Origin of the sequence: Mesorhizobium sp. M0074 (assembly GCF_040322975.1) — a bacterium.
In the GTDB taxonomy this organism is placed as follows: domain Bacteria; phylum Pseudomonadota; class Alphaproteobacteria; order Rhizobiales; family Rhizobiaceae; genus Mesorhizobium.
In genome coordinates, this window is record NZ_JAMYUM010000012.1 from 65,553 (window position 1) to 84,438 (window position 18,886).

18 protein-coding genes are annotated in these 18,886 nt (G+C 62.1%); 2 read left to right on the forward strand and 16 right to left on the reverse strand.

The annotated features are described in order from the left end of the window. Positions 1-140: 140 nt before the first annotated feature. A complete protein-coding gene (locus NKJ73_RS17685) occupies positions 141-2,060 on the reverse strand; it encodes a potassium transporter Kup (RefSeq protein WP_352456499.1) in 1,920 nt (639 codons plus the stop codon). Positions 2,061-2,157: 97 nt separating this feature from the next. Then, positions 2,158-2,898, reverse strand: a complete 741-nt coding sequence (locus NKJ73_RS17690) for a pyridoxine 5'-phosphate synthase (RefSeq protein ID WP_352570420.1) — start codon at positions 2,896-2,898, stop codon at positions 2,158-2,160. A 115-nt stretch (positions 2,899-3,013) separates the two neighbouring features. On the opposite strand from NKJ73_RS17690, the gene NKJ73_RS17695 reads away from it, so the two are divergent. Continuing rightward, positions 3,014-3,418: a SpoIIAA family protein gene (locus NKJ73_RS17695; protein ID WP_352456501.1), complete on the forward strand. Its 405-nt coding sequence runs from the start codon at positions 3,014-3,016 to the stop codon at positions 3,416-3,418. A gap of 10 nt (positions 3,419-3,428) precedes the next feature. Here the strand turns inward: NKJ73_RS17695 and NKJ73_RS17700 are convergent, their stop codons facing one another. The 8 genes from NKJ73_RS17700 to NKJ73_RS17735 form a co-directional block, all read right to left on the reverse strand. Next, a complete protein-coding gene (locus NKJ73_RS17700; RefSeq protein WP_352456559.1) occupies positions 3,429-4,556 on the reverse strand; it encodes an ATP-dependent DNA helicase in 1,128 nt (375 codons plus the stop codon). A 147-nt stretch (positions 4,557-4,703) separates the two neighbouring features. Further along, a complete protein-coding gene (locus NKJ73_RS17705) occupies positions 4,704-5,036 on the reverse strand; it encodes a nitrile hydratase accessory protein (RefSeq protein ID WP_352456560.1) in 333 nt (110 codons plus the stop codon). Positions 5,037-5,055: 19 nt separating this feature from the next. Then, complete coding sequence (nthB, locus tag NKJ73_RS17710) at positions 5,056-5,715, reverse strand: nitrile hydratase subunit beta (RefSeq protein ID WP_352456502.1); 660 nt, start codon at positions 5,713-5,715, stop codon at positions 5,056-5,058. Next, positions 5,712-6,317: a nitrile hydratase subunit alpha gene (gene nthA, locus NKJ73_RS17715; protein WP_352570421.1), complete on the reverse strand. Its 606-nt coding sequence runs from the start codon at positions 6,315-6,317 to the stop codon at positions 5,712-5,714. The genes nthB and nthA overlap by 4 nt, the downstream gene beginning before the upstream one ends. 56 nt (positions 6,318-6,373) lie before the next feature. Further along, positions 6,374-9,532 (reverse strand): efflux RND transporter permease subunit, encoded by a 3,159-nt coding sequence (locus tag NKJ73_RS17720; protein ID WP_352570422.1) that lies wholly within the window; start codon positions 9,530-9,532, stop codon positions 6,374-6,376. After that, complete coding sequence (locus NKJ73_RS17725; RefSeq protein ID WP_352570424.1) at positions 9,529-10,776, reverse strand: efflux RND transporter periplasmic adaptor subunit; 1,248 nt, start codon at positions 10,774-10,776, stop codon at positions 9,529-9,531. The genes NKJ73_RS17720 and NKJ73_RS17725 overlap by 4 nt, the downstream gene beginning before the upstream one ends. Before the next feature lie 169 nt (positions 10,777-10,945). Then, positions 10,946-11,542 carry a LysE family translocator gene (locus tag NKJ73_RS17730; protein WP_352570425.1) on the reverse strand — a complete coding sequence of 199 codons (597 nt, stop codon included), beginning with the start codon at positions 11,540-11,542 and terminating at the stop codon, positions 10,946-10,948. Between the two features lie 106 nt (positions 11,543-11,648). Then, positions 11,649-12,629, reverse strand: coding sequence for an acyl-CoA desaturase (locus NKJ73_RS17735; protein WP_352570427.1), 981 nt, complete (start codon positions 12,627-12,629; stop codon positions 11,649-11,651). A 186-nt stretch (positions 12,630-12,815) separates the two neighbouring features. Between NKJ73_RS17735 and NKJ73_RS17740 the strand changes: the two genes are divergently transcribed. Further along, the gene (locus tag NKJ73_RS17740; RefSeq protein ID WP_352570428.1) at positions 12,816-13,220 is read left to right on the forward strand and encodes a metalloregulator ArsR/SmtB family transcription factor; all 405 of its coding nucleotides are present in this window, start codon (positions 12,816-12,818) and stop codon (positions 13,218-13,220) included. A gap of 38 nt (positions 13,221-13,258) precedes the next feature. Here the strand turns inward: NKJ73_RS17740 and NKJ73_RS17745 are convergent, their stop codons facing one another. From NKJ73_RS17745 to NKJ73_RS17770, 6 genes are all read right to left on the reverse strand, one after another. Beyond that, positions 13,259-13,900, reverse strand: a complete 642-nt coding sequence (locus tag NKJ73_RS17745; protein WP_352570429.1) for an SEL1-like repeat protein — start codon at positions 13,898-13,900, stop codon at positions 13,259-13,261. Positions 13,901-13,905: 5 nt separating this feature from the next. After that, complete coding sequence (ilvN, locus tag NKJ73_RS17750) at positions 13,906-14,478, reverse strand: acetolactate synthase small subunit (RefSeq protein ID WP_023676680.1); 573 nt, start codon at positions 14,476-14,478, stop codon at positions 13,906-13,908. A gap of 66 nt (positions 14,479-14,544) precedes the next feature. Then, positions 14,545-16,296, reverse strand: a complete 1,752-nt coding sequence (locus tag NKJ73_RS17755; protein ID WP_352570430.1) for an acetolactate synthase 3 large subunit — start codon at positions 16,294-16,296, stop codon at positions 14,545-14,547. Between the two features lie 352 nt (positions 16,297-16,648). Further along, complete coding sequence (locus tag NKJ73_RS17760; RefSeq protein WP_352570431.1) at positions 16,649-17,809, reverse strand: PcfJ domain-containing protein; 1,161 nt, start codon at positions 17,807-17,809, stop codon at positions 16,649-16,651. 215 nt (positions 17,810-18,024) lie between these two features. Next, positions 18,025-18,552, reverse strand: coding sequence for a GNAT family N-acetyltransferase (locus tag NKJ73_RS17765; protein WP_352570432.1), 528 nt, complete (start codon positions 18,550-18,552; stop codon positions 18,025-18,027). A gap of 21 nt (positions 18,553-18,573) precedes the next feature. Further along, positions 18,574-18,885 (reverse strand): hypothetical protein, encoded by a 312-nt coding sequence (locus tag NKJ73_RS17770; protein ID WP_352570433.1) that lies wholly within the window; start codon positions 18,883-18,885, stop codon positions 18,574-18,576. Between the last annotated feature and the right edge of the window lies 1 nt (position 18,886).

Genomic DNA, 18,886 nt, shown 5'->3' on the forward strand with positions numbered 1-18,886 from the left:
CGGGCGGTGCTCTACGCTTGCTGCGCTGCAATATCAAGTGCCGTCACGTAATGGCTCCGTCCCGATATTGCGAGTCCTCCACGACTTGGCAGACTCAGTCCGATCGACAGACCACCTGGAATGTCGCAACGGACACGTTTTTAAATAGCCACCTGCGTCCCGATCTCGACTACCCGTCCGGTCGGGATCTGGAAATACTCCGTCGCATCGGCCGCCGTGCGCGCCAGCCCGATGAACAGCTTGTCCTGCCAGACCGGCATGCCGGAATTGGGCGAGGCCTTGAGAGAGCGCCGCGACAGGAAGAACGATGTCGTCATGATGTCGAACTTCCAGCCTTGCTTGCGGCAGATCGCCAGCGCGCGCGGAATGTTGGGCTGCTCCATATAGCCGAAGGTCAGCGTCACCCGCATGAACAGCTCGTTAATTTGCTCCATCTTGACGCGCTCGCTGTCGGGCACGACAGGCTGCGGTGCCGTCACCACCGAAAGGATGACGTTCTGCTCGTGCAGCACCTTGTAATGCTTCAGGCTGTGCATCAGCGCGGTCGGCGCACTCAGCGGGTCGCTGGTCAGGAACACCGCGGTGCCCGACACCAGATGCGGCTTCTTCTTCAGCAGATTGCCGGCGAGGAAATCGAGCGGGACCTCGTTCCTTCGAGTTTTTTCGAACAGGTATCTGGTGCCTCTTATCCAGGTCCACATGGTCATGACAATCACTGCGGCCACCGCCAGCGAGGACCAGCCGCCTTCGAACACCTTGACAATGTTGGCGGCAAAGAAGCCGGTATCGACGGAGGCGAACAACGCCGTCAAGGCCACTGCAACGCCGAGCGGCCATTTCCAGATGCGGGTCATGACGACAAAAAGCAGTATGTTGGTCACCAGCATGTTGCCGGTCACTGAAATGCCGTAGGCCGAGGCAAGCCTGCTGGATTCGCCGAAGCCGACCACCAGCAGCATCACCACCAGCGCCAGCAGCATGTTGACGCGTGGCAGGTAGATCTGGCCGGACTGTTTCTCCGACGTATGCTGGATCTCGAAACGCGGCAGCATGTTGAGCTGCACCGCTTGCCTGGTCAGCGAGAAAGCGCCGGAGATCACCGCCTGGCTGGCGATCACGGTCGCGGCGGTCGCCAGCACGACCATGGGAATGAGCGTCCAGCCTTCGTTCATCTCGAAAAAGGGATGACCGACAACGCCGCCATTGGCCAGCACGAAGGCCCCCTGCCCGACATAGTTGAGCAGCAAGCAAGGGAATACGATCGCCAGCCAGGCGAGTACAATGGGCTTGCGCCCGAAATGGCCGAGATCGGCATAGAGCGCCTCGGCGCCGGTAACGGCGAGAAAGACCGCGCCAACCGTGACGAAGGCGACGTCAGGCGAGTTGACCAAGAACGAAACGATGTAATGTGGGCTGATTGCCAGCAGGATTTCCGGGTCGTCGATGATATGGTTGAGGCCGGACAGTCCGATGGCCAGGAACCACACCGCGGTGACGGGCCCGAACACCAGTCCGACGCCGCCCGTGCCGAACCGTTGCACCGCGAACAGCATCGCCAGGATGACCAGCGTCAGCGGCACCACATAGGGCTGGAACGCCGGCGTGACGACGTTCATGCCTTCGACCGCCGATAGCACCGAAATTGCCGGCGTGATGACTGCGTCACCGAAAAAAAGCGCCGAGCCGACGATGCCTATGCCGAGGATCACCGCCGACCGCTTCGGGAAGCTGCCGCGTGCCAATGCCATCAACGACAGCGTGCCACCCTCGCCCCGGTTGTCGGCGCGCAGCACGAACATGATGTATTTGACGGTGACAGTGATGGTCAGCGCCCAGATGATCAGCGACAGCACCCCGAGGATGTCGCCGCGGTTGGCGACATTGCCGCCAGCCGAAGCATGCAACGCCTCACGGAACGCATAGATCGGGCTGGTGCCGATGTCGCCATAGACCACGCCGAGCGCGCCGAGCATCAGGATCTTGGTGCTGTGCTGCTCGGCCTTGGAGTGGCTGGATTGTTCGATGGGTTCCGCCTCGCTACCAGCGTTGGCAAGGGCCATGGACGACACTCCCATAGACGTGCGGCGCTCTATGCTGCGGGGATGGAAAGGACGCGCTGCCGTGCCGGGAACGCACGGCCTATCGGCTCGCCTTTCTCTACCAGCCACAAGCCTTCAGAAACCGCCTGACCGTTGCGGCCATGCCATACTCCAACGCATCGGCTGTCAACCCATGTCCGATCGACACTTCGGCCAATGCCGGGATGCGCCTGGCCAGCGCCGGCAAATTGCTCACCACAAGGTCGTGCCCGGCATTGACCTGGAGCCCTGCGGCCAATGCGGCATCCGCCGTCTTTCCCAATTTCTCCAATTCCTTCGCCGCTTTTGCCGAATCGGAATGATAGCTGCCGTATGGACCCGTATAGAGTTCGATCCGATCGGCGCCGGTGTCGCGAGCGGCTTTCATGCCAGCGGGATCCGGATCGGAAAACAGCGATACGCGAAAGCCTCCCTTCTTCAGGCGCTTGACAACCGGTGTCAGGAACGCAGCCTCGGCGGCGAAGTTCCAGCCATGGTCGGAAGTCGCCTGCGCCGGGTCGTCGGGCACCAACGTCACCTGCTCCGGCTGGTGCTTTTCCACAAGCGCCAGGAAATCCTCGGTCGGATAGCCCTCGATGTTGAATTCCGCATTCGGGAACTCGTCGTCGATCAGCGCCCTGATCTGCGGCAGATCGGAATGCCTGGTGTGCCGCTCGTCGGGTCGCGGGTGCACCGTCAGCCCATGCGCGCCGGCGGCAAGCGCAATGCGTCCAAGCCCGGTCACGCTTGGCCACGGAAGGTCGCGTCGGTTGCGCAGCATGGCGATGGCATTGAGGTTGACGGAAAGCTTTGCAGGCATTTGCACGGCTCCAGGCTGATCTTGGCGCGCATCTATACCGCCTTTAACGGGAACAGACAGAGGGTTTCAGGTGTTCCAAGGTGTGCGAAGAAAATCGAGCGCAAGGAGTTCCCTGTTGAATTTTCTCGAGGCCGTGCCGGCGGTTCGCCGCATCGACACCGATCGCGAAGATCTTTTCGCCATCGATGTCGTCGGCCATGTCGCAGCGGCTGACGCCGAAAACCTGTTCGGATTGCTGGAGGCGGCCTATGCGCTGCATCCGAAGATCGACGTGCTGGTGCGCCTGATCGACCATGAGGGTGTCGACTGGGCCGACGTATCGGACGAGACGATCGAACAGGGCATAGCTCATGCCGTGGAGCATATCGGCCGCTGCGCGGCGATCGGTGAGCCGAACTGGATACCGGAGGCAAGAGCCTTTTTGCCTGCCTCCTTGCCTATCGAACTCCGGCATTTCGAGGCCGAGGACGAGGCCGCCGCCTGGGAATGGCTTGGCGCCAACCCGATCGCCCAGCGCTGATACGACCGCCCTATCGGACGATCGTCAGCCGTTCGGCCGCGCGCGTGATAGCGGTGTAGAGCCAACGCTGCCGGGTTTCCTTGAACGCCCAGCTTTCGTCGAAAAGCACGATCTCGTTCCACTGCGAGCCCTGCGCCTTGTGCACTGTCAGCGCATAGCCATAGTCGAAATCGTCGAAACGTTTCTTCTGCTGCCAGGGGATGTCGGCGTCCGGATCTTCGAATGCCGCCTTGAGCAGCTTGATCTTGGCGACGCCGCGATCCGGGTCGTCTTCCTCCGGCGAAACCAGCAGATTGATGCCAGGCTTGACGGTCTCGCGCGACGAGGTCATCACCTTCCACAGCGACCCGTTGAGCAGTCCCTTGGCCGGATCGTTGCGCAGGCACACCAGCTTGTCGCCGGCTTGCGGATAATCGGCGTTGAACCCCTTCAGCTCGCGCAGCCGCTGGTTGTAACGGCGGCGCGTGCGGTTGGTGCCGACCAGCACCTGGTCCGCCTTCAGCACCAATTCCTGGGTGACGTCTTCCTTGCCGATCACTTGCGCCGCGCCATAGTCGCCGCGCATGAACTCGCGGCCCTCGCGCACGTCAAGCGCAAGCCGGATGATCGGGTTGTCTCGCGCCTGGCGATGGATTTCGGTGAGCAGAATGTCCGGCTCATGGTCCGTGAAGAAGCCGCCGCCGGAGATTGGCGGCAACTGGCCGGGATCGCCGAGCACCAGGATCGGCGTGCCGAAGCTCATCAGGTCACGGCCGAGTTGCTCGTCGACCATTGAGCATTCGTCGATGACGACGAGCTTGGCGCGCGAGATCGGGCTCTGCCGGTTGAGCGAAAATGTCGGCGACATCGATGTCTTGCCGGTCACCTCGTCCGCTACCGATTCTTCGCCCTTCGGCCGGTAAATCAGCGAATGGATGGTGCGGGCATTGACCGCGCCCTTGGAACGCAGCACCTGCGCCGCCTTACCCGTAAAGGCGGCGAACTGCACCTGGCCGTCGACATGCTCGGCGAAATAGCGCGCCAGCGTCGTCTTGCCGGTGCCGGCATAGCCGAACAGCCGGAACAGCTGCGGCTTGCCGGTTTTCAGCCAGCCGGCCACCGCCTTCAGCGCCTCGTCCTGTTGAGGAGAGAATTCCATCAGCGCGACAGACCGGATTCGCGAGGGAAAGACAAGGTGACTGCCGTCACCATCAATTTTCATCGCCGGCAATCACGCCGCTGCGACAGGGTCAGGCTATCAGTGACGAACAGGAACGTAAAGAGAACAAGGCCAGGCGACCGCAGCTTACCCGGCCCGCTGTGGATCGTTCTCCAGCTGGATCGGCTTGCCATGCGGCGTTGCGTGCGCGGCGCGTTCCCAGGCAGCGGCGAGCGCATCGACGTCGCGCTTTCCGGCAACGCCCTTGGCCAAAAGCAGCTTTTCCAGCGCTGCCAGCCAGTGCTCGTAGTAATCGTGACCGTCGCGCGCGGCGCCCGGCCGCTTCAACTCTGCCGACAAAGCATCCGCCCATTCGCTCCACGAAAACAGCCCGTTGTCGTGCAGTGCTACCGTCATGGCAAAGGCCTCTGCTTGCCACGGCTCGGCAAACACAGGCGCCTCGACACCGGCGGGCAGCATGGCGGCGACTGAGCCCGTCTCACGCCGGCTCAAGGTAGCTCTCCCAGGCATCGATCGACACGACAAGTGTCGGATCGGCGCCCTCGCCCCAGATTTCGCCGCCGGTGAAGGCCACCGTATAGACCCATTGCGGGTTTTCGCCCTGGCCGTGTGCATTGGTGTCGGGAAAGACAAAGCCGTCGCGCACAGCCTCGACGACGCCTCGCTTGCCGCGTGCATAGCGCGGCAGTCTGGTGTGGCCGGTCGGATGAAAGTTCCTGGTTCGCACGGGGTCGCCCGCCTTGAACCGCGCAGGCGCGGCGACAGGCCGGTCGCAGGGCCCGCCCTTGGCCAGCACCGCCGGAACGTCCTTAGCCTTCAGCACCCGTTTGGGTGTCGCTGCCGGGTCGACTGCGTCGCCCGTAGCCAGGTCGCGGTCGCTGACGAAACCATGGCGTTTGAGCAGCACCTCCAGCGCCTTGATCCATATCTGGTAGTAGCTGGAGGCATAATAATCCGCTGGATGCAGCGATTCCCGCGCGTGCCGGCTCTCGTCGATGGTCCAGGCCCCCATGGCGCCGGCGCACAGCGTCACGCCCAGCGCCCGCCTTTCCCAATCGGCATGGAAATAGGGTTCGTCCGGTTCGGGCGCGACCGGCCCGAAACCCATCTGGCCGCCGAGATCCTGCGGCCCGTTCATGCCGGCTCCCGCGCCAACGCCGTGCCGATCATGGCATCGCGCGTCACCAGATCGGCGAGCCGTGCCTCATCCCAGCCCTCCGTACCCCGGGGACGCATCGGCACCACCAGATAGCGCAGCTCGGCGGTCGAATCCCACACCCGGATTGTCGTCCTCGCCGGCAAGGTCAGACCGAATTCCTCGAGCACGCCGCGCGGATCGATCACTGCGCGCGAACGGTAGGGCGGCGCCTTGTACCAGACCGGCGGCAGGCCGAGAACCGACCACGGATAGCAGGAGCACAGCGTGCAGACGACGAGGTTGTGCGTGTCGGCCGTATTGAACACCGCCTGCATGTGCTCGCCTTGCCGGCCGGTGTAGCCGAGCGATTCGATGGCCGCCGTCGCATCACGCTTCAGCCATGCGGCAAACCCGGGATCAACCCAGGCCTTCGCCACCACCTTTGCGCCGTTGCGCGGCCCGATCTTGGTCTCATAGGTGTCGACGATAACATCGATCGCCGCCGGATCGATCAGGCCTTTGCGGGTGAGAATCGTCTCCAGCGCGCGCACCCGCGCCGCAAAAGGATCAAGCTCGTTGTCGTGGTCGTGATTGTGCGGCATGGCGTCAAATTACGATCGCGGACCCCCGGCCGCAAGCACCACGGCTTGGGCCAGCGCTATTCGGCTGCCGCCTTCTGCGGCACCGGTTCTTCCTCCTCGTCGAACAGTGACGGCTGGTCGACCGCTTCGACCGGGCTCGGCTCGCCCCGGCGCCGTGCCCACAGCCTGACCAGCCAGCCGGAAAAATGCTCCATGTAGACGTAAATGACGGGCGTGACGAACAGCGTCAGTGCCTGCGAGGCGACAAGACCGCCGACCACCGCCACGCCGAGAGGCTGGCGCAATTCCGCGCTGGCGCCGGTGCCGAGCGCGATCGGGATGGTGCCCATCAGCGCGGCAAGCGTGGTCATCATGATCGGCCGGAAGCGCATCAGGCAGGCCTTGTGGATGGATTCGACAGGCGACATCCCCTCGCGCCTGAGTTCCAGCGCCACGTCGATCATCATGATGCCGTTCTTCTTGACGATGCCGATCAGCATCAGGATGCCGATCACCGCGATCACCGAAAGATCCATCCCCGCCAGCCGCAGTGCCACCAGCGCGCCGAGCACCGCCGATGGAAGCCCGGTCAGGATGGTGAGCGGGTGGATGAAGCTCTCATAGAGCATGCCGAGAACGATATAGATGGTCAGAATCGCGCCGCCGATCAGCAGCCCCTGGTTGGAAAGCGAATCCTGGAACGTCTTGGCCGTGCCCGAGAAGGCGGTCGAGATCGTCGGCGGCATGCCGATCTTGTCCTTCAGCGCGTTGATGTGGCTCACGCTGTCGCCGAGGGCCACGCCTTGCGGCAGATTGTAGGAGATGGTCACTGCCGGAAGCTGGCCGAGCTGGTTGACGGTCAAAGCACCGGCGGTCCGATCGACGCGGGCGAACGCACCGAGCGGCACCAGGCTGCCGCTCGCCGTTCTCACCTTGATGGCCAGCATCCGCTCGGGCGACCACTCGATCTTCGGATCGAGCTCCATGATCACGTCGTAGCTGTCGGCCGAACCGAAGATGGTCGACACCTGCTGGGTGCCGAAACCGCCATAGAGGCTGGAGCGCAGCGTGTCGGTATCGACGCCGAGGTTCGCCGCCTTGTCGCGGTCGATCACCAGCGTCGCCTGTAGCGCGTTGTTCTGCAGGTCATTGGTGACGTCGGTGAAGGCGGCATGATCGGCAGCCATCGCGTCCGTCAGCCTCTGCGCCCAGACGTTCGTCAGGCCGGTATCGAGGCCCTGAACGGCAAGCTGGTAGGCACTCGCCGAAGAACGCGCGCCGAGCCGCAGGTTCTGCACCGGCTGCATGTAGGTTTCGATGCCGGGCACATTGGCCAGCTGGCGCCGCAGGTCCGTAAGCACCTTGTCGATGTTCGGTCGCTGGTCCTTGTCTTTCAGCTGCACAAACAGCTGGCCCTGGTTGAGCGCATTGTTTCCACTGCCCGCCGACCAGCCGACATGCGCGACGTAGGGCGAATGGGTGAAGACATCCGCCACTTGCCCCTGCAGCTTCACCATCGCGTCAAACGAAATGTCCTGGCGCGCGATGGTCGTCACCGAGACCTGGCCGATATCCTCCTGCGGGAAGAAGCCCTTCGGCGAAATCTGGATCAGCCACACCGACAGCCCGGCGGTCACCAGGAAGACAAGGAAGACAAGGAAATTGTGGCGCAGGCAGAATGTCAGCAGCCTGTCATAGCCCTGCATGAAGACGTTTTGTCTATGGCCTTCACCGTGCGCTGCTTTCTGCTCGGCTTTCGATAATGACAACAGCCGCGAGCACAGCATCGGCGTCAGCGTCAGCGAGACGAACATCGACGCCAGGATGGCGACCGTCACCACCACCGCGAATTCGTTGAAGATGCGCCCGATCACGCCGCCCATCAAAAGCACCGGAATGAACACGGCGACCAGCGAGATCGAGATCGAGATGATGGTGAAGCCGATCTCGCGCGCGCCCTTGAGCGACGCCTCGAGGGCAGAGAGCCCGTCCTCCTCCATATGGCGGAAAATGTTTTCGAGCATGACGATTGCATCGTCGACGACAAGACCGACCGCCAGCGTCAGCCCCATCAATGAGACGTTGTCGATGGAAAAGCCGAACAGGTACATCACGCCCAGCGTGGCGATGAGCGAAATCGGCACCGCCACGGCCGGGATGACCGTCGCCGTTACCCGGCGCAGGAACAGGAAGATCACCATCACCACCAGCGCGATGGTGAGCAAGAGCGTGAACTGCACGTCATCGACCGCCTCGCGGACCGATGTCGAGCGGTCGTTTAGCAACTGGATGCTCGCCGCTGCCGGCATCTGATCGTCGAAGGAAGGTAGCATCGCCTTGACGCGGTCGACGACGTCGACGGTATTGGCATCCGGCTGGCGCTGCACCGCCATAATGATGGCGCGGGTGCCGTCATACCAGCTTGCCGTCGTCGTGGTCTCGACCGAATCGATGACGCGGGTCACCTCGCCGAGCCGCACCGGATGGCCGTTCTTGGTTGCGATGATGATGTTGGAGAATCCTGCCGCATTGGTCAGCTGCGTGTTCGCGGTGATCGTCAGCTGCTGTTTGTTGTTCTTGAGCACGCCGAGCGGCGTGTTGCTGTTGGCCGAGGCAATGGCCGTCTGCAGCTGGTCGATCGAGATGCCGCGAGCGGCGAGCGCCGTCGGATCGATCTGGACGCGGACGGCATATTTTTGCTGGCCATAGATCGAAACCTGCGCAACGCCGTCGATCGTCGACAGCGACGGCGAAATCACATTCTCGGCAAACGCGTCGAGATCAGTCAGCGGAATTGTGTCGCTGACCAGCGACATCAGCAGGATCGGCGCATCGGCTGGATTGACCTTGCGGTAGCTCGGCGGGCTGGTCATCTCCGGCGGCAATTGTCGTTGCGTGCGTGCGATCGCTGCCTGCACGTCGGCGGCGGCTGCATCGATGTCGCGGTTGAGCACGAACTGAATGGCGATCGAGGTCGAGCCGAGCGAGTTGGTCGTCGAGATCGAATCGATGCCTGCGATAGTGGCAAACTGCTTGATCAGAGGCGTTGCCACCGAGGTCGCCATGGTTTCCGGCGAAGCCCCGGGCAGCGAGGCCGAGACGTTGACAACCGGAAATTCGGCGCTTGGCAGCGCCGCGACCGGCAGGAATTTGTAAGCAAATAGCCCGCCCAGAACCAGGGCGAACGACATGAGCAACGTGGCGACGGGCCTGCGGATGCAGAATTCGGAAATCATGGCTGTGTTCCGCCCGTCCGGTCAGCCTCGGCAACCTTCGGAGCCGCCTGATCGCCGGTGCCGGTCGAAGCCTTGCCTTCGCGCACCGCCGCGCCGTTCTTCAGTTTGGTCTGACCCTCGACGACGACACGCTCGCCGCTTTTCAATCCTTGGCTGATTGCGGTGTTGGTGCCTTCTGTCAGCGCGACCTGCACGGGCCGCATTTCAACGGTGTTGTCCGGCTTGATCACATAGACGAACGGGCCCTTCTGGCTGGGCTGGACGGCGACCGTCGGAACGGACGTCATTTGTGGCATGATGCCGGCATCGAGCACGACGTTGACGTATTGGCCCGGCCATAGCGAAAGATCGGCGTTGGGCACACTGGCCCGCGTTGCGATCGTGCCGGACGCCGTGTCTACGCTGGAATCGACGAAATCCAGCGTTCCCTTGCCGATCGGCTTCGGGTCGCCGTCCTTGGTCAGCGTCACCGCACCTTGCTGCGGCGCTGCCAGCGCCTTGTGCAGCAAGGCAAGATCGCTTTCGGGGAGATTGAAGTTCACCTGCAGCGGGTCGACCTGCGTGATCGTCACCAGTGGAGTCGACGTGCTGCTGCCGTTGCTGGTGGTGACGAGATCGCCGACGGCGACGTTGACTGCGCCAAGCCTGCCGGAGATCGGCGCCCTGATCGTGGCGAAGCCAAGCTGGATTTGGTCTGCATCGATCGTTGCCTTGTCGGCGTCGACGGTGGCCGCGGCGGATTTCTGCGCCGCGACGGCCTGATCGTAGGTCTGCTGTGTTCCGGCCTGCCTGGCGACGAGATTTTTGGCGCGCTGAAGATCGGCCGTGGCGCTGGCAAGCAGCGCCTGGTCTTTCGCGAGCGTCGCCTGATCGCGTGCCAGTTGTGCCTTCAACGAGCGATCGTCCAGCGAGAACAGAAGGTCGCCGGCCTTCACCATCTGTCCGTCCTTGACCGCGATTGCGACGATCTGACTCGATATCCGCGCGTTGATGCTGACCACGGCAGGAGAGGACACAAAGCCGATGGCATAGCGCCGGACCGGGAAATCGGCCGTCGTAGCCGTGGCGGCAACCACCGAAGTCGTACGCGCGGCATTTGCTGCTGCAGCGGGCTTGTCCGCCGTCGCCGTCTGATTCGCCGACAGCATCTGCTGAAGACCGCTCATTGCGCTGGGCGAAAGATAGAGCCACGCCGCGGCAACGCAGGCTGCAGCGATCACCGCTAATACGATCTTTCCGCGCATCGACAAAAGGCCTTCTCAACGCGACACGCCGATTTCCGCTGGTCGCACTCTAGCTCAACTCGCAGCCTCTTGCCGCGATTTTGCCAGATAATAGAGGATGCCGAAGGCGAAAAAGGGCCAAAACCCGTCATTACGAAGATTTAATGTGCAGTGCACAATAGAACGGCAGCTAACGCAGCATCGGCCACAGCGTCGCCGCAAGCATCACGCCCATGGCGATGTTGAACCATTTGAGCCGCACCGCATCCGCCAGAAAACCGCGCAGCGCCATGCCGAAACCGGCCCAGGTCGAAATGCTCGGCAGCATAACGACGGCGAACGCGGCCGCGATCAGCACCACCGACACAAACCGGCGTTCCGGGTTCGTATAGACGGCCATGGCTGTAATCGCCATCACCCAGGCTTTGGGATTGACCCACTGGAAAGCCGCAGCCTCGATGAACCGCATCGGCTGGCCCTTCGCCTCGCCTTCGCCGCCGAGCGAGCGCGACATGGCGATCTTCCAGGCGAGATAAAGCAAGTAGAGGCCGCCGGCGATCTTCAACCCGGTATGCAGGACCGGAAAGGCCGTCAACACGGCGCCAAGCCCGAAGCCTACGGCAAGCAACAGCACGAGGAAGCCGAAGCCGATGCCGAGCATGTGTGGCACGGTTTTGACCAAGCCGAAATTCACGCCCGAGGCCAAAAGCATGAAATTGTTCGGACCCGGCGTGATCGAGGTCACGAAGGCATAAACCAGCAGAGCAAGGAATGCATCGAAGGTCATGGAGGATCGCAATGATCAATAATACTGAAATACTGACTTAAATCGATGAAGTGCTGAGTGCAAATGCAATTCGTTGGTCCACGCGCCCTAAGCGTTCCTTCATTTCTTAGGCCAATATCCGCTGAGAACATCTATCTGCGGTAGGCTGCACCGACCATAGATCTGAATCCGGGGCAGTTTCGCGCTGACGGCGCACGCGTCGCAGCCCTTTGCGTCTCGGCGTATTCTCCGGAATCTTGACGCTGTGCGCCAGACCCAGGATCGCCAGAACCTGAATGAATAGCCAGCCGAGATCGATCTGTCCGTGTTCCAGACCAAGCCGTGCAGACTCGGGAAACGCGTGATGGTTGCCGTGGAAACTCTCGCCGAACGTTACCAGCCCGAAACGCGGCAAATTGTATCCTTGCACGGCAACGTCGTCGACGCGCCATCCTTGCTCCCTATCTCGGTGCGCAAAATGCCCAACCAACCAATGCCCGGTAAGCGACACTGAAACGCGCACCGCGATTCCCCATACCACCCAATCCCAGCCGCCAAGCGCGAAAAAGAGGATCGCCCAGGGCAGTTGTTGCAGCATCCAGGTGCGTTCGACGAACTTGTAGAACAGGTCATTCCTGATCGAGGGTTCGATGACGAAGGTGGGTGGATTGCGCAAAGCGACCGCGCAATGCATCTGCCAGAAGGCATCGGTGAAAAATGGCCGACGATGGGCATGGAGATCGTGACATGCGGTCTGGCGCTGAGCCCAGTCACGAATATCGTGAGCATAGATCATCCCAAAAGGACCGGCCATGCCGACGAGCACGCCAAGGTAGACCAGCGCATGCTCGACCCAGATATGAACCTTGAACGAACGGTGGATGAGCAGACGGTGCATCCCCACCGAGTGTCCGGCGCAGATTGTCGCCGCCGTTGTCGCAACGAATAAGGCGAAGGCACTCCAGCTAAATGTCATCGGTCCCAACACAATGGCGGCGATCGTCATCGCCCCGACCCAGATCGACTTTGCCGGCACCCACACGACTTTGCCGTCTTCGGCGTCACTGTCCTGTTGGGAAATCATTCTGCCCGTGGATATGGTTTTCATCGGTACCCCTCCTCCTGCATGAACATTTCCGGACCACAGCCTTGCCTTCTGGCGCGTCTTCCGTTACTTAGGCAGTAAGCTAATCGTCTACTACTACGAATTAGGTATTTAGGCAATAGTCTAAATGAAAATAAGAAAAGCGGACCGAGGCGCAGCCAACGCCTCGGCATCACAAGGTGGCAGACAGTGATCGAAGATGCAGAGCACGCAGCGGATGCCGAAACGGCTGCTCACGCAAATGGCGCGATACAGCGCGTGTTTGAAGCGCTATCTTCAGCGCCCCGGCGCAAGATCCTCGCCTATCTTGCGCACTCTTCCCTAACGGCGGGCGAGATCGCGGCGCGCTTCGAGATGTCGAAGCCGTCGATCTCGCAGCATTTGAGCATTCTGGAGACGGCCGGGCTCATCGCCAAGGAGCGGCACGGACAGTTCATCCACTATTCTCTGGTCCAGAACAATCTTGTGAACACGCTGAATGGATTTGTTCAGGATGTCTGCCCGGTATCGCGCCCTATCAAGAGAGAAAGCAAAGAACTTGGTCGAGGCGAGGCAGCGCAAAGATCGCACTTGCGCAAATCTGAAAAGCCCTAGCGGCTTTGCATCGTTTTCATGAGCGCCTTGGCGTATCGTCAGGCGTCAAATTCCACAGCGATCTCGCAAGACTTTTTGTAGGCGGCCATCGCCTCGGCTTCGTCCACAGAGACGCCTTCACCATGCTGAAGGGCGCTGCCATACATGGTGCAACCCCAGGCATCGCCCTCATTGCAGCTCAGCTTGAATGTGCGATAAGGGCAAGATTCATTGGCACTACCGGCGGCAAGCAGTTTGTTTAGCCCAAGCCGACCCAAGAGAATTCCCGCGCCGCGATTTGTGCAGCCGCCGATACTGCCAGTAGCGCAGGCCTGGGCGAACATCTCCTCGGTCCATTGCTTGTCTTCTGGCGAGTGCTCCTGGATGACCCTGGCCGTCTCGAAACAGGCTTCGCCCCTGCGTCCGTCGAAACACCGCTTGGCACAGGCCAAGACGTCTTTCTCACAACCTTGGTAATCTATTCCCGGCGTGGAAAAGAGCGCGTCATCGACGCCCGACGCCCTGCGCCAAATATCGGCCGGGCATTGTTGGAAATAGTAGCTCGGTGTGCCCCTGCGGTCGATTTCTTCAAACAATTTCGGCAGCACTGACTTGTCGAATACCGGCTCCTGGCTGGCCGCCGCCGTCGTGACCGCAAGAACGATTGCGCCGGCGCCTGCTAGAATTGCCGCCGCGAGCATTATGATCACATCCCTTGCGGGCCGCGGTTCATCGCCGCCACTCCGGTACGGCAGATTTCAACTAGCCCGAGCGGTTTCATGATGGCGATGAACTGATCGAGCTTGGAGCCCTTGCCGGTGATCTCGAAGATGAAATGCTCGGTGTTGGCATCGATGACGCTGGCGCGGAATGCATCGGCGAGCCGGAGCGCCTCGACGCGGGCTTCGCCGGTGCCGGCGACCTTGACCAGCGCGAGTTCCCGCTCCAATGGCCGCTCCTGTCCGAATTCCTGCGACCGCACGGTGAGATCGACGACGCGGTGCACCGGCACGATGCGCTCGAGCTGGTGCTTGATCTGCTCCAGCACGTGCGGCGTGCCGCGCGTCACGATGGTGATGCGCGACAGGTGCTTTTCGTGCTCGGTTTCCGAGACCGTCAGGCTCTCGATGTTGTAGCCACGTCCGGAAAACAGGCCGATGACCCGCGCAAGCACGCCCGGCTCGTTGTCGACCAGGACCGAAAGCGTGTGGTTCTCTGGTTTTTCCGTCTCCTTGGCGATAAAATAGGCGGAGCCGGTCGGTTGCAACTGTGCGTTCATGACATGGATCTCGATTTCAAACTTTTGCGCTAATCTGCTGTTTCCGCACAGCTTCCTCGAACCAGGCTACACCAGTTCCCTGCCCTTGGCGTCGATCGCGTTGGCTACAGCTTCATCGGTCGCCTCGTCAGGCAACAGCATCTCGTTATGCGCCTTGCCCGACGGAATCATCGGGAAGCAGTTGGCGAGCGTCGCCACGCGGCAGTCGAACAGGACGGGCTTCTTGACCCCGATCATCTCCTTGATAGCGTCATCGAGCTCGTCCGGCTTGTCGCAGCGAATGCCGTGGCCGCCATAGGCTTCGGCGAGCTTGACGAAATCCGGCATCGCCTCGGTGTAGGAGTGCGACAGCCGGTTGCCGTGCAGCAGCTGCTGCCACTGCCGCACCATGCCCATATATTGGTTGTTGAGGATGAAGATCTTGATCGGCGCCTCGTGCTGCACCGCCGCGCTCATTTCCTGCATCGTCATCTGCACCGAGGCGTCGCCGGCGATATCGATGACCAGCGCATCCGGGTGCGCGATCTGCACGCCGAGCGCGGCCGGCAGGCCGTAGCCCATCGTGCCCAGTCCGCCGGAGGTCATCCAGCGGTTCGGCTTCTCGAAATGATAGTGCTGTGCCGCCCACATCTGATGCTGGCCGACCTCGGTGGTGATGTAGGTGTCGAGGTCCTTGGTCAGCGCATAGAGCCGCTGGACGGCATATTGCGGCATGATCACCTCGTGGTTCATCTTGTAGGCGAGCGAATCGCGCGCGCGCCATTTGGCAATCTGCTCCCACCACGGGTGAAGCGCTTTCTTGTCGGCCTTGGCGGTTGCCCGCCACAGCCGCACCAGATCCTCCAGCACACGCCCGACATCGCCGATGATCGGCACGTCGGTGTGGACGTTCTTGTTGATCGACGACGGGTCGATGTCGATGTGGATCTTCTTCGAATTCGGCGAGAACGCGGTGAGCCGCCCGGTGATGCGGTCGTCGAAGCGCGCGCCGATGCAGAGCATGACGTCGCAATCGTGCATCGCCATGTTCGCTTCATACGTGCCGTGCATACCGAGCATGCCCATCCAGTTCTTGCCCGACGCCGGATAGGCGCCGAGGCCCATCAGCGTCGAGGTGATGGGAAAGCCGGTGAGGTCGACCAGCTCGCGCAGCAGATGGCTCGCCTCCGGGCCGGAATTGATGACGCCGCCGCCCGAATAGATGATCGGCTTCCTGGCGCCGGCCATCAGCTCGACCGCCGCCTTGATCTTTTCCAGATCGCCCTGGACCTTCGGTTGGTAGCTGGTGCGCGGCGCCGTCTGCGGCGGGACATAGATACCCTTGGCGAACTGCACGTCCTTCGGAATGTCGACGACGACCGGACCGGGGCGCCCTGTGGTTGCCACATGGAAGGCCTCGTGGATCGTTGCCGCGAGCTCGTTGACGTCCTTCACCAGCCAGTTGTGCTTGGTGCAGGGCCGCGTGATGCCGACCGTGTCGCACTCCTGGAACGCATCCGAGCCGATCAGCGAAGTCGGCACCTGGCCGGTCAGGCAGACCAGCGGGATCGAATCCATCAGCGCGTCCTGCAATGGCGTCACCGCATTGGTGGCGCCCGGCCCTGAGGTCACCAGCATGACGCCGGCCTTGCCGGTCGAGCGCGCATAGCCTTCCGCCGCATGGCCCGCGCCCTGCTCATGGCGGACGAGGATGTGCTCGACCTCGTCCTGCTGGAAGATTTCATCGTAGATTGGCAGAACCGCGCCGCCCGGATAGCCGAAAACATGCTTGACGCCGTTGTCCTTCAGCGCCTGCACCACCATTTCGGCGCCAGTCATTTCGCCCCTTGGCATTTCAGTTCTTGGCATCTCGCGCCGCTCATTCTGTCCACTGCTCATCGGTCTGGTCCCGTACTGTTCGCCATCTGGCGATTGCTGGTCGTTTAGTCGTATTTCGGGCAATAAAAAAGGCCCCCGAGGGAGCCTGTGTCTTGCGCATGGGAGGTCACCGCCCGGCGGTTACACCGCCTTGCCCACGCGCTTTCCTACGAGAATGAGTGCCTTTTTCATGGTGGCGGACAATAGAATTGGTTTGACGCCGCTGTCAACGGCGAATGTGCACTTGGCCTGACGTCGGCACATCCGCCCATTGTGCACCCGCGCCGCCTTTCCGCCGCGCGGGTGTTCCGTTTCAGGCGCAGAGCACCACACCCCTCGCCTTGGCCCAGCGCTCGATGATCTTGCGCTCCTCGAGCGAGGCGAGACGATTGCCGAATCCGCGCACCTGCACCGCACGGTTTTGCGGGTCGAGTTCGATCGTCAGCAACCGCTCGATCTTGCCGAGCGCCGAGCGCCGCAGCACCCAGATCGAGGCATTGCCGGCGATGCATTTGGCCGCGTATATCGAGACGCAATGATGCATCGCCCGGCTCTCGGCGACCAGATCCTCAGCTGTCTTCAACTGACGGACGAAGAAACGCTCGCCATGCGCCTTTGCCTCCTTGGTCGACGGCTGCCAGTCCCAGTCGTCCAGGCACGAGCCGTCCCAGGCGCGACCCTGCGACTGCGTCCCGGCAGTACGCGTGGCCCGCCCGGCAGCGCGGCGGCGCATTGCCTCGATGCGTTCGATCGCGGCAATGTCTCGATGCCATTCCAGCATCTGCCGACGCAGCGAGGCAAGCGTGCGACCCTTCAGGCTGTACGCGGCATCGCGCTGGTGCACGGCGCCGATATAGTCGCATAGATCGTCGATCTCCTCCTTCGACGCGGGTTGCCCGCAGAAGAACCGTGTCACCTCGCGCCAGAAGGCCAGATCGTTACGTGGCGTGCGCGCGATTTTCGACTTGGCAAGTCGGGCCGCCAACCCGGAATCATCCGTGTAAGACCGGGCGATCGCCACCCAAAACGCCTCGTCGAACCTGAAATCGCCGGGCAAGTTCAAGAAGCAATGCACCTCCTTGCGAGACAGCCACGCACAGGCGCCCGCCTTGTAGAACGAGTCACCACGCGCCACTGCGATATACCAAGCCTTGCGAAGCGCAATCTGGAGGGCATTCAACCCCGAGCTGTCCAGCCAGATCCCCTCGAGCGCGGCTGTAACCGGGTAGCGCGCATAGAGATGACGCGCCGCGGCCAGCCGCAGCCGCGCGGGGTCGCGCGTCTTCAGCTTTGGACGCCACAGCGCGCCGTCGCGGATCGCCATGCCGGCAAACCCCCGACGTGCCTCGTCGAGCGCCCGCTCGAAATCCGGAGCGGGACGCGGGACGGGAAAAACCCGCCGCAGCGTTACGGCATATGCTTCAATGCGTTCGCGCTCGGCATCCTGCCTGCGCTGGATCATGGACTTTGCCATGGCCGTTCTTCCTGATTGGAACCCTGTCGGCCGCACGCAATTCCAGCGTCGGCACGGAATGTGTCGATCTGGATCGCCGGGTCATTGACAGGTCTCCTTTCAGGACGGATCAGAATGGGCGGCTTCTCTAAGCTCGCCGCCAATTTGACGCAAGAGCTATTCTTTCCATGCCCGCGATGGTCTGACGGTGTTGCAAAGGTGCATCGTTGTCGCCATCACCGTGTCCGGCCGACGCGTTTCCAGTAGATGAGGGTGCCTGTCAGCCCGCCATGCGGCTTCAGCGCATAATCCGGTATTTCGCCGGCCAGCGTGAAGCCGAGCTTTTCATAGAGGCCGGAAGCCCCCTCCTCTTTTGCCGTGTCGAGGACCAACAGCGTGCGGCCTTTCTCCACGGCAACGGCTTCCGCCGCCTCCATCAGGCGGGTTGCGATGCCCTTGCCGCGATAATCGAGGCGGGTCATCAGCTTGGCGATCTCGGCCCGGTGCGGCTGGTTGGGAGGGCAGTCGAGCAGCAAGGTGACGGTGCCGACCAGAGCCTCGCCGTTCCAGGCCCCAAGCACCGCCCTTTCGCCTCTGGCGGCCGCATGAAGCGACCTGTTCCAGAAGGCCGCGGCCATCTCCGGCGCCAGCGGATGCATGAAGCTGACCGAGCCGCCGGCAGCGACTGTCCCGATCAGCAGATCCGCCAGCATTTTTTGCGTTCCGTCAGTACTGGTGAGTGGCCTGATTTCGATCGAACTCATGTGGTTCCCCTGCGCCGTCCGTCAATCGAAATGACTGGTCCGCTTCCGCTTCCTGGCCCGCCGGATTTCCGCGATGCGATCGGCGTCTTCCTCTTGCAGATGTCGCCCGCGTTCCAGCAGTTCGAGCGTGTATTCCTCATAGGTCAGGCCCAGCCGCTCGGCCTTGTCCAGCCGCATCAGCATGATCTCGCGGCTCGGCGCTTTCCACGCCTGGGCATGGGCGGTCCGCCAGGCAAGAAACACATAGGGCTCACCCTTGCCCCAGGGCGGACCGTTATAGTCGTCGAGCGGCGGACCGCCATTGTCGGAGCGTTTCGGACGGCGCGCCTTCACC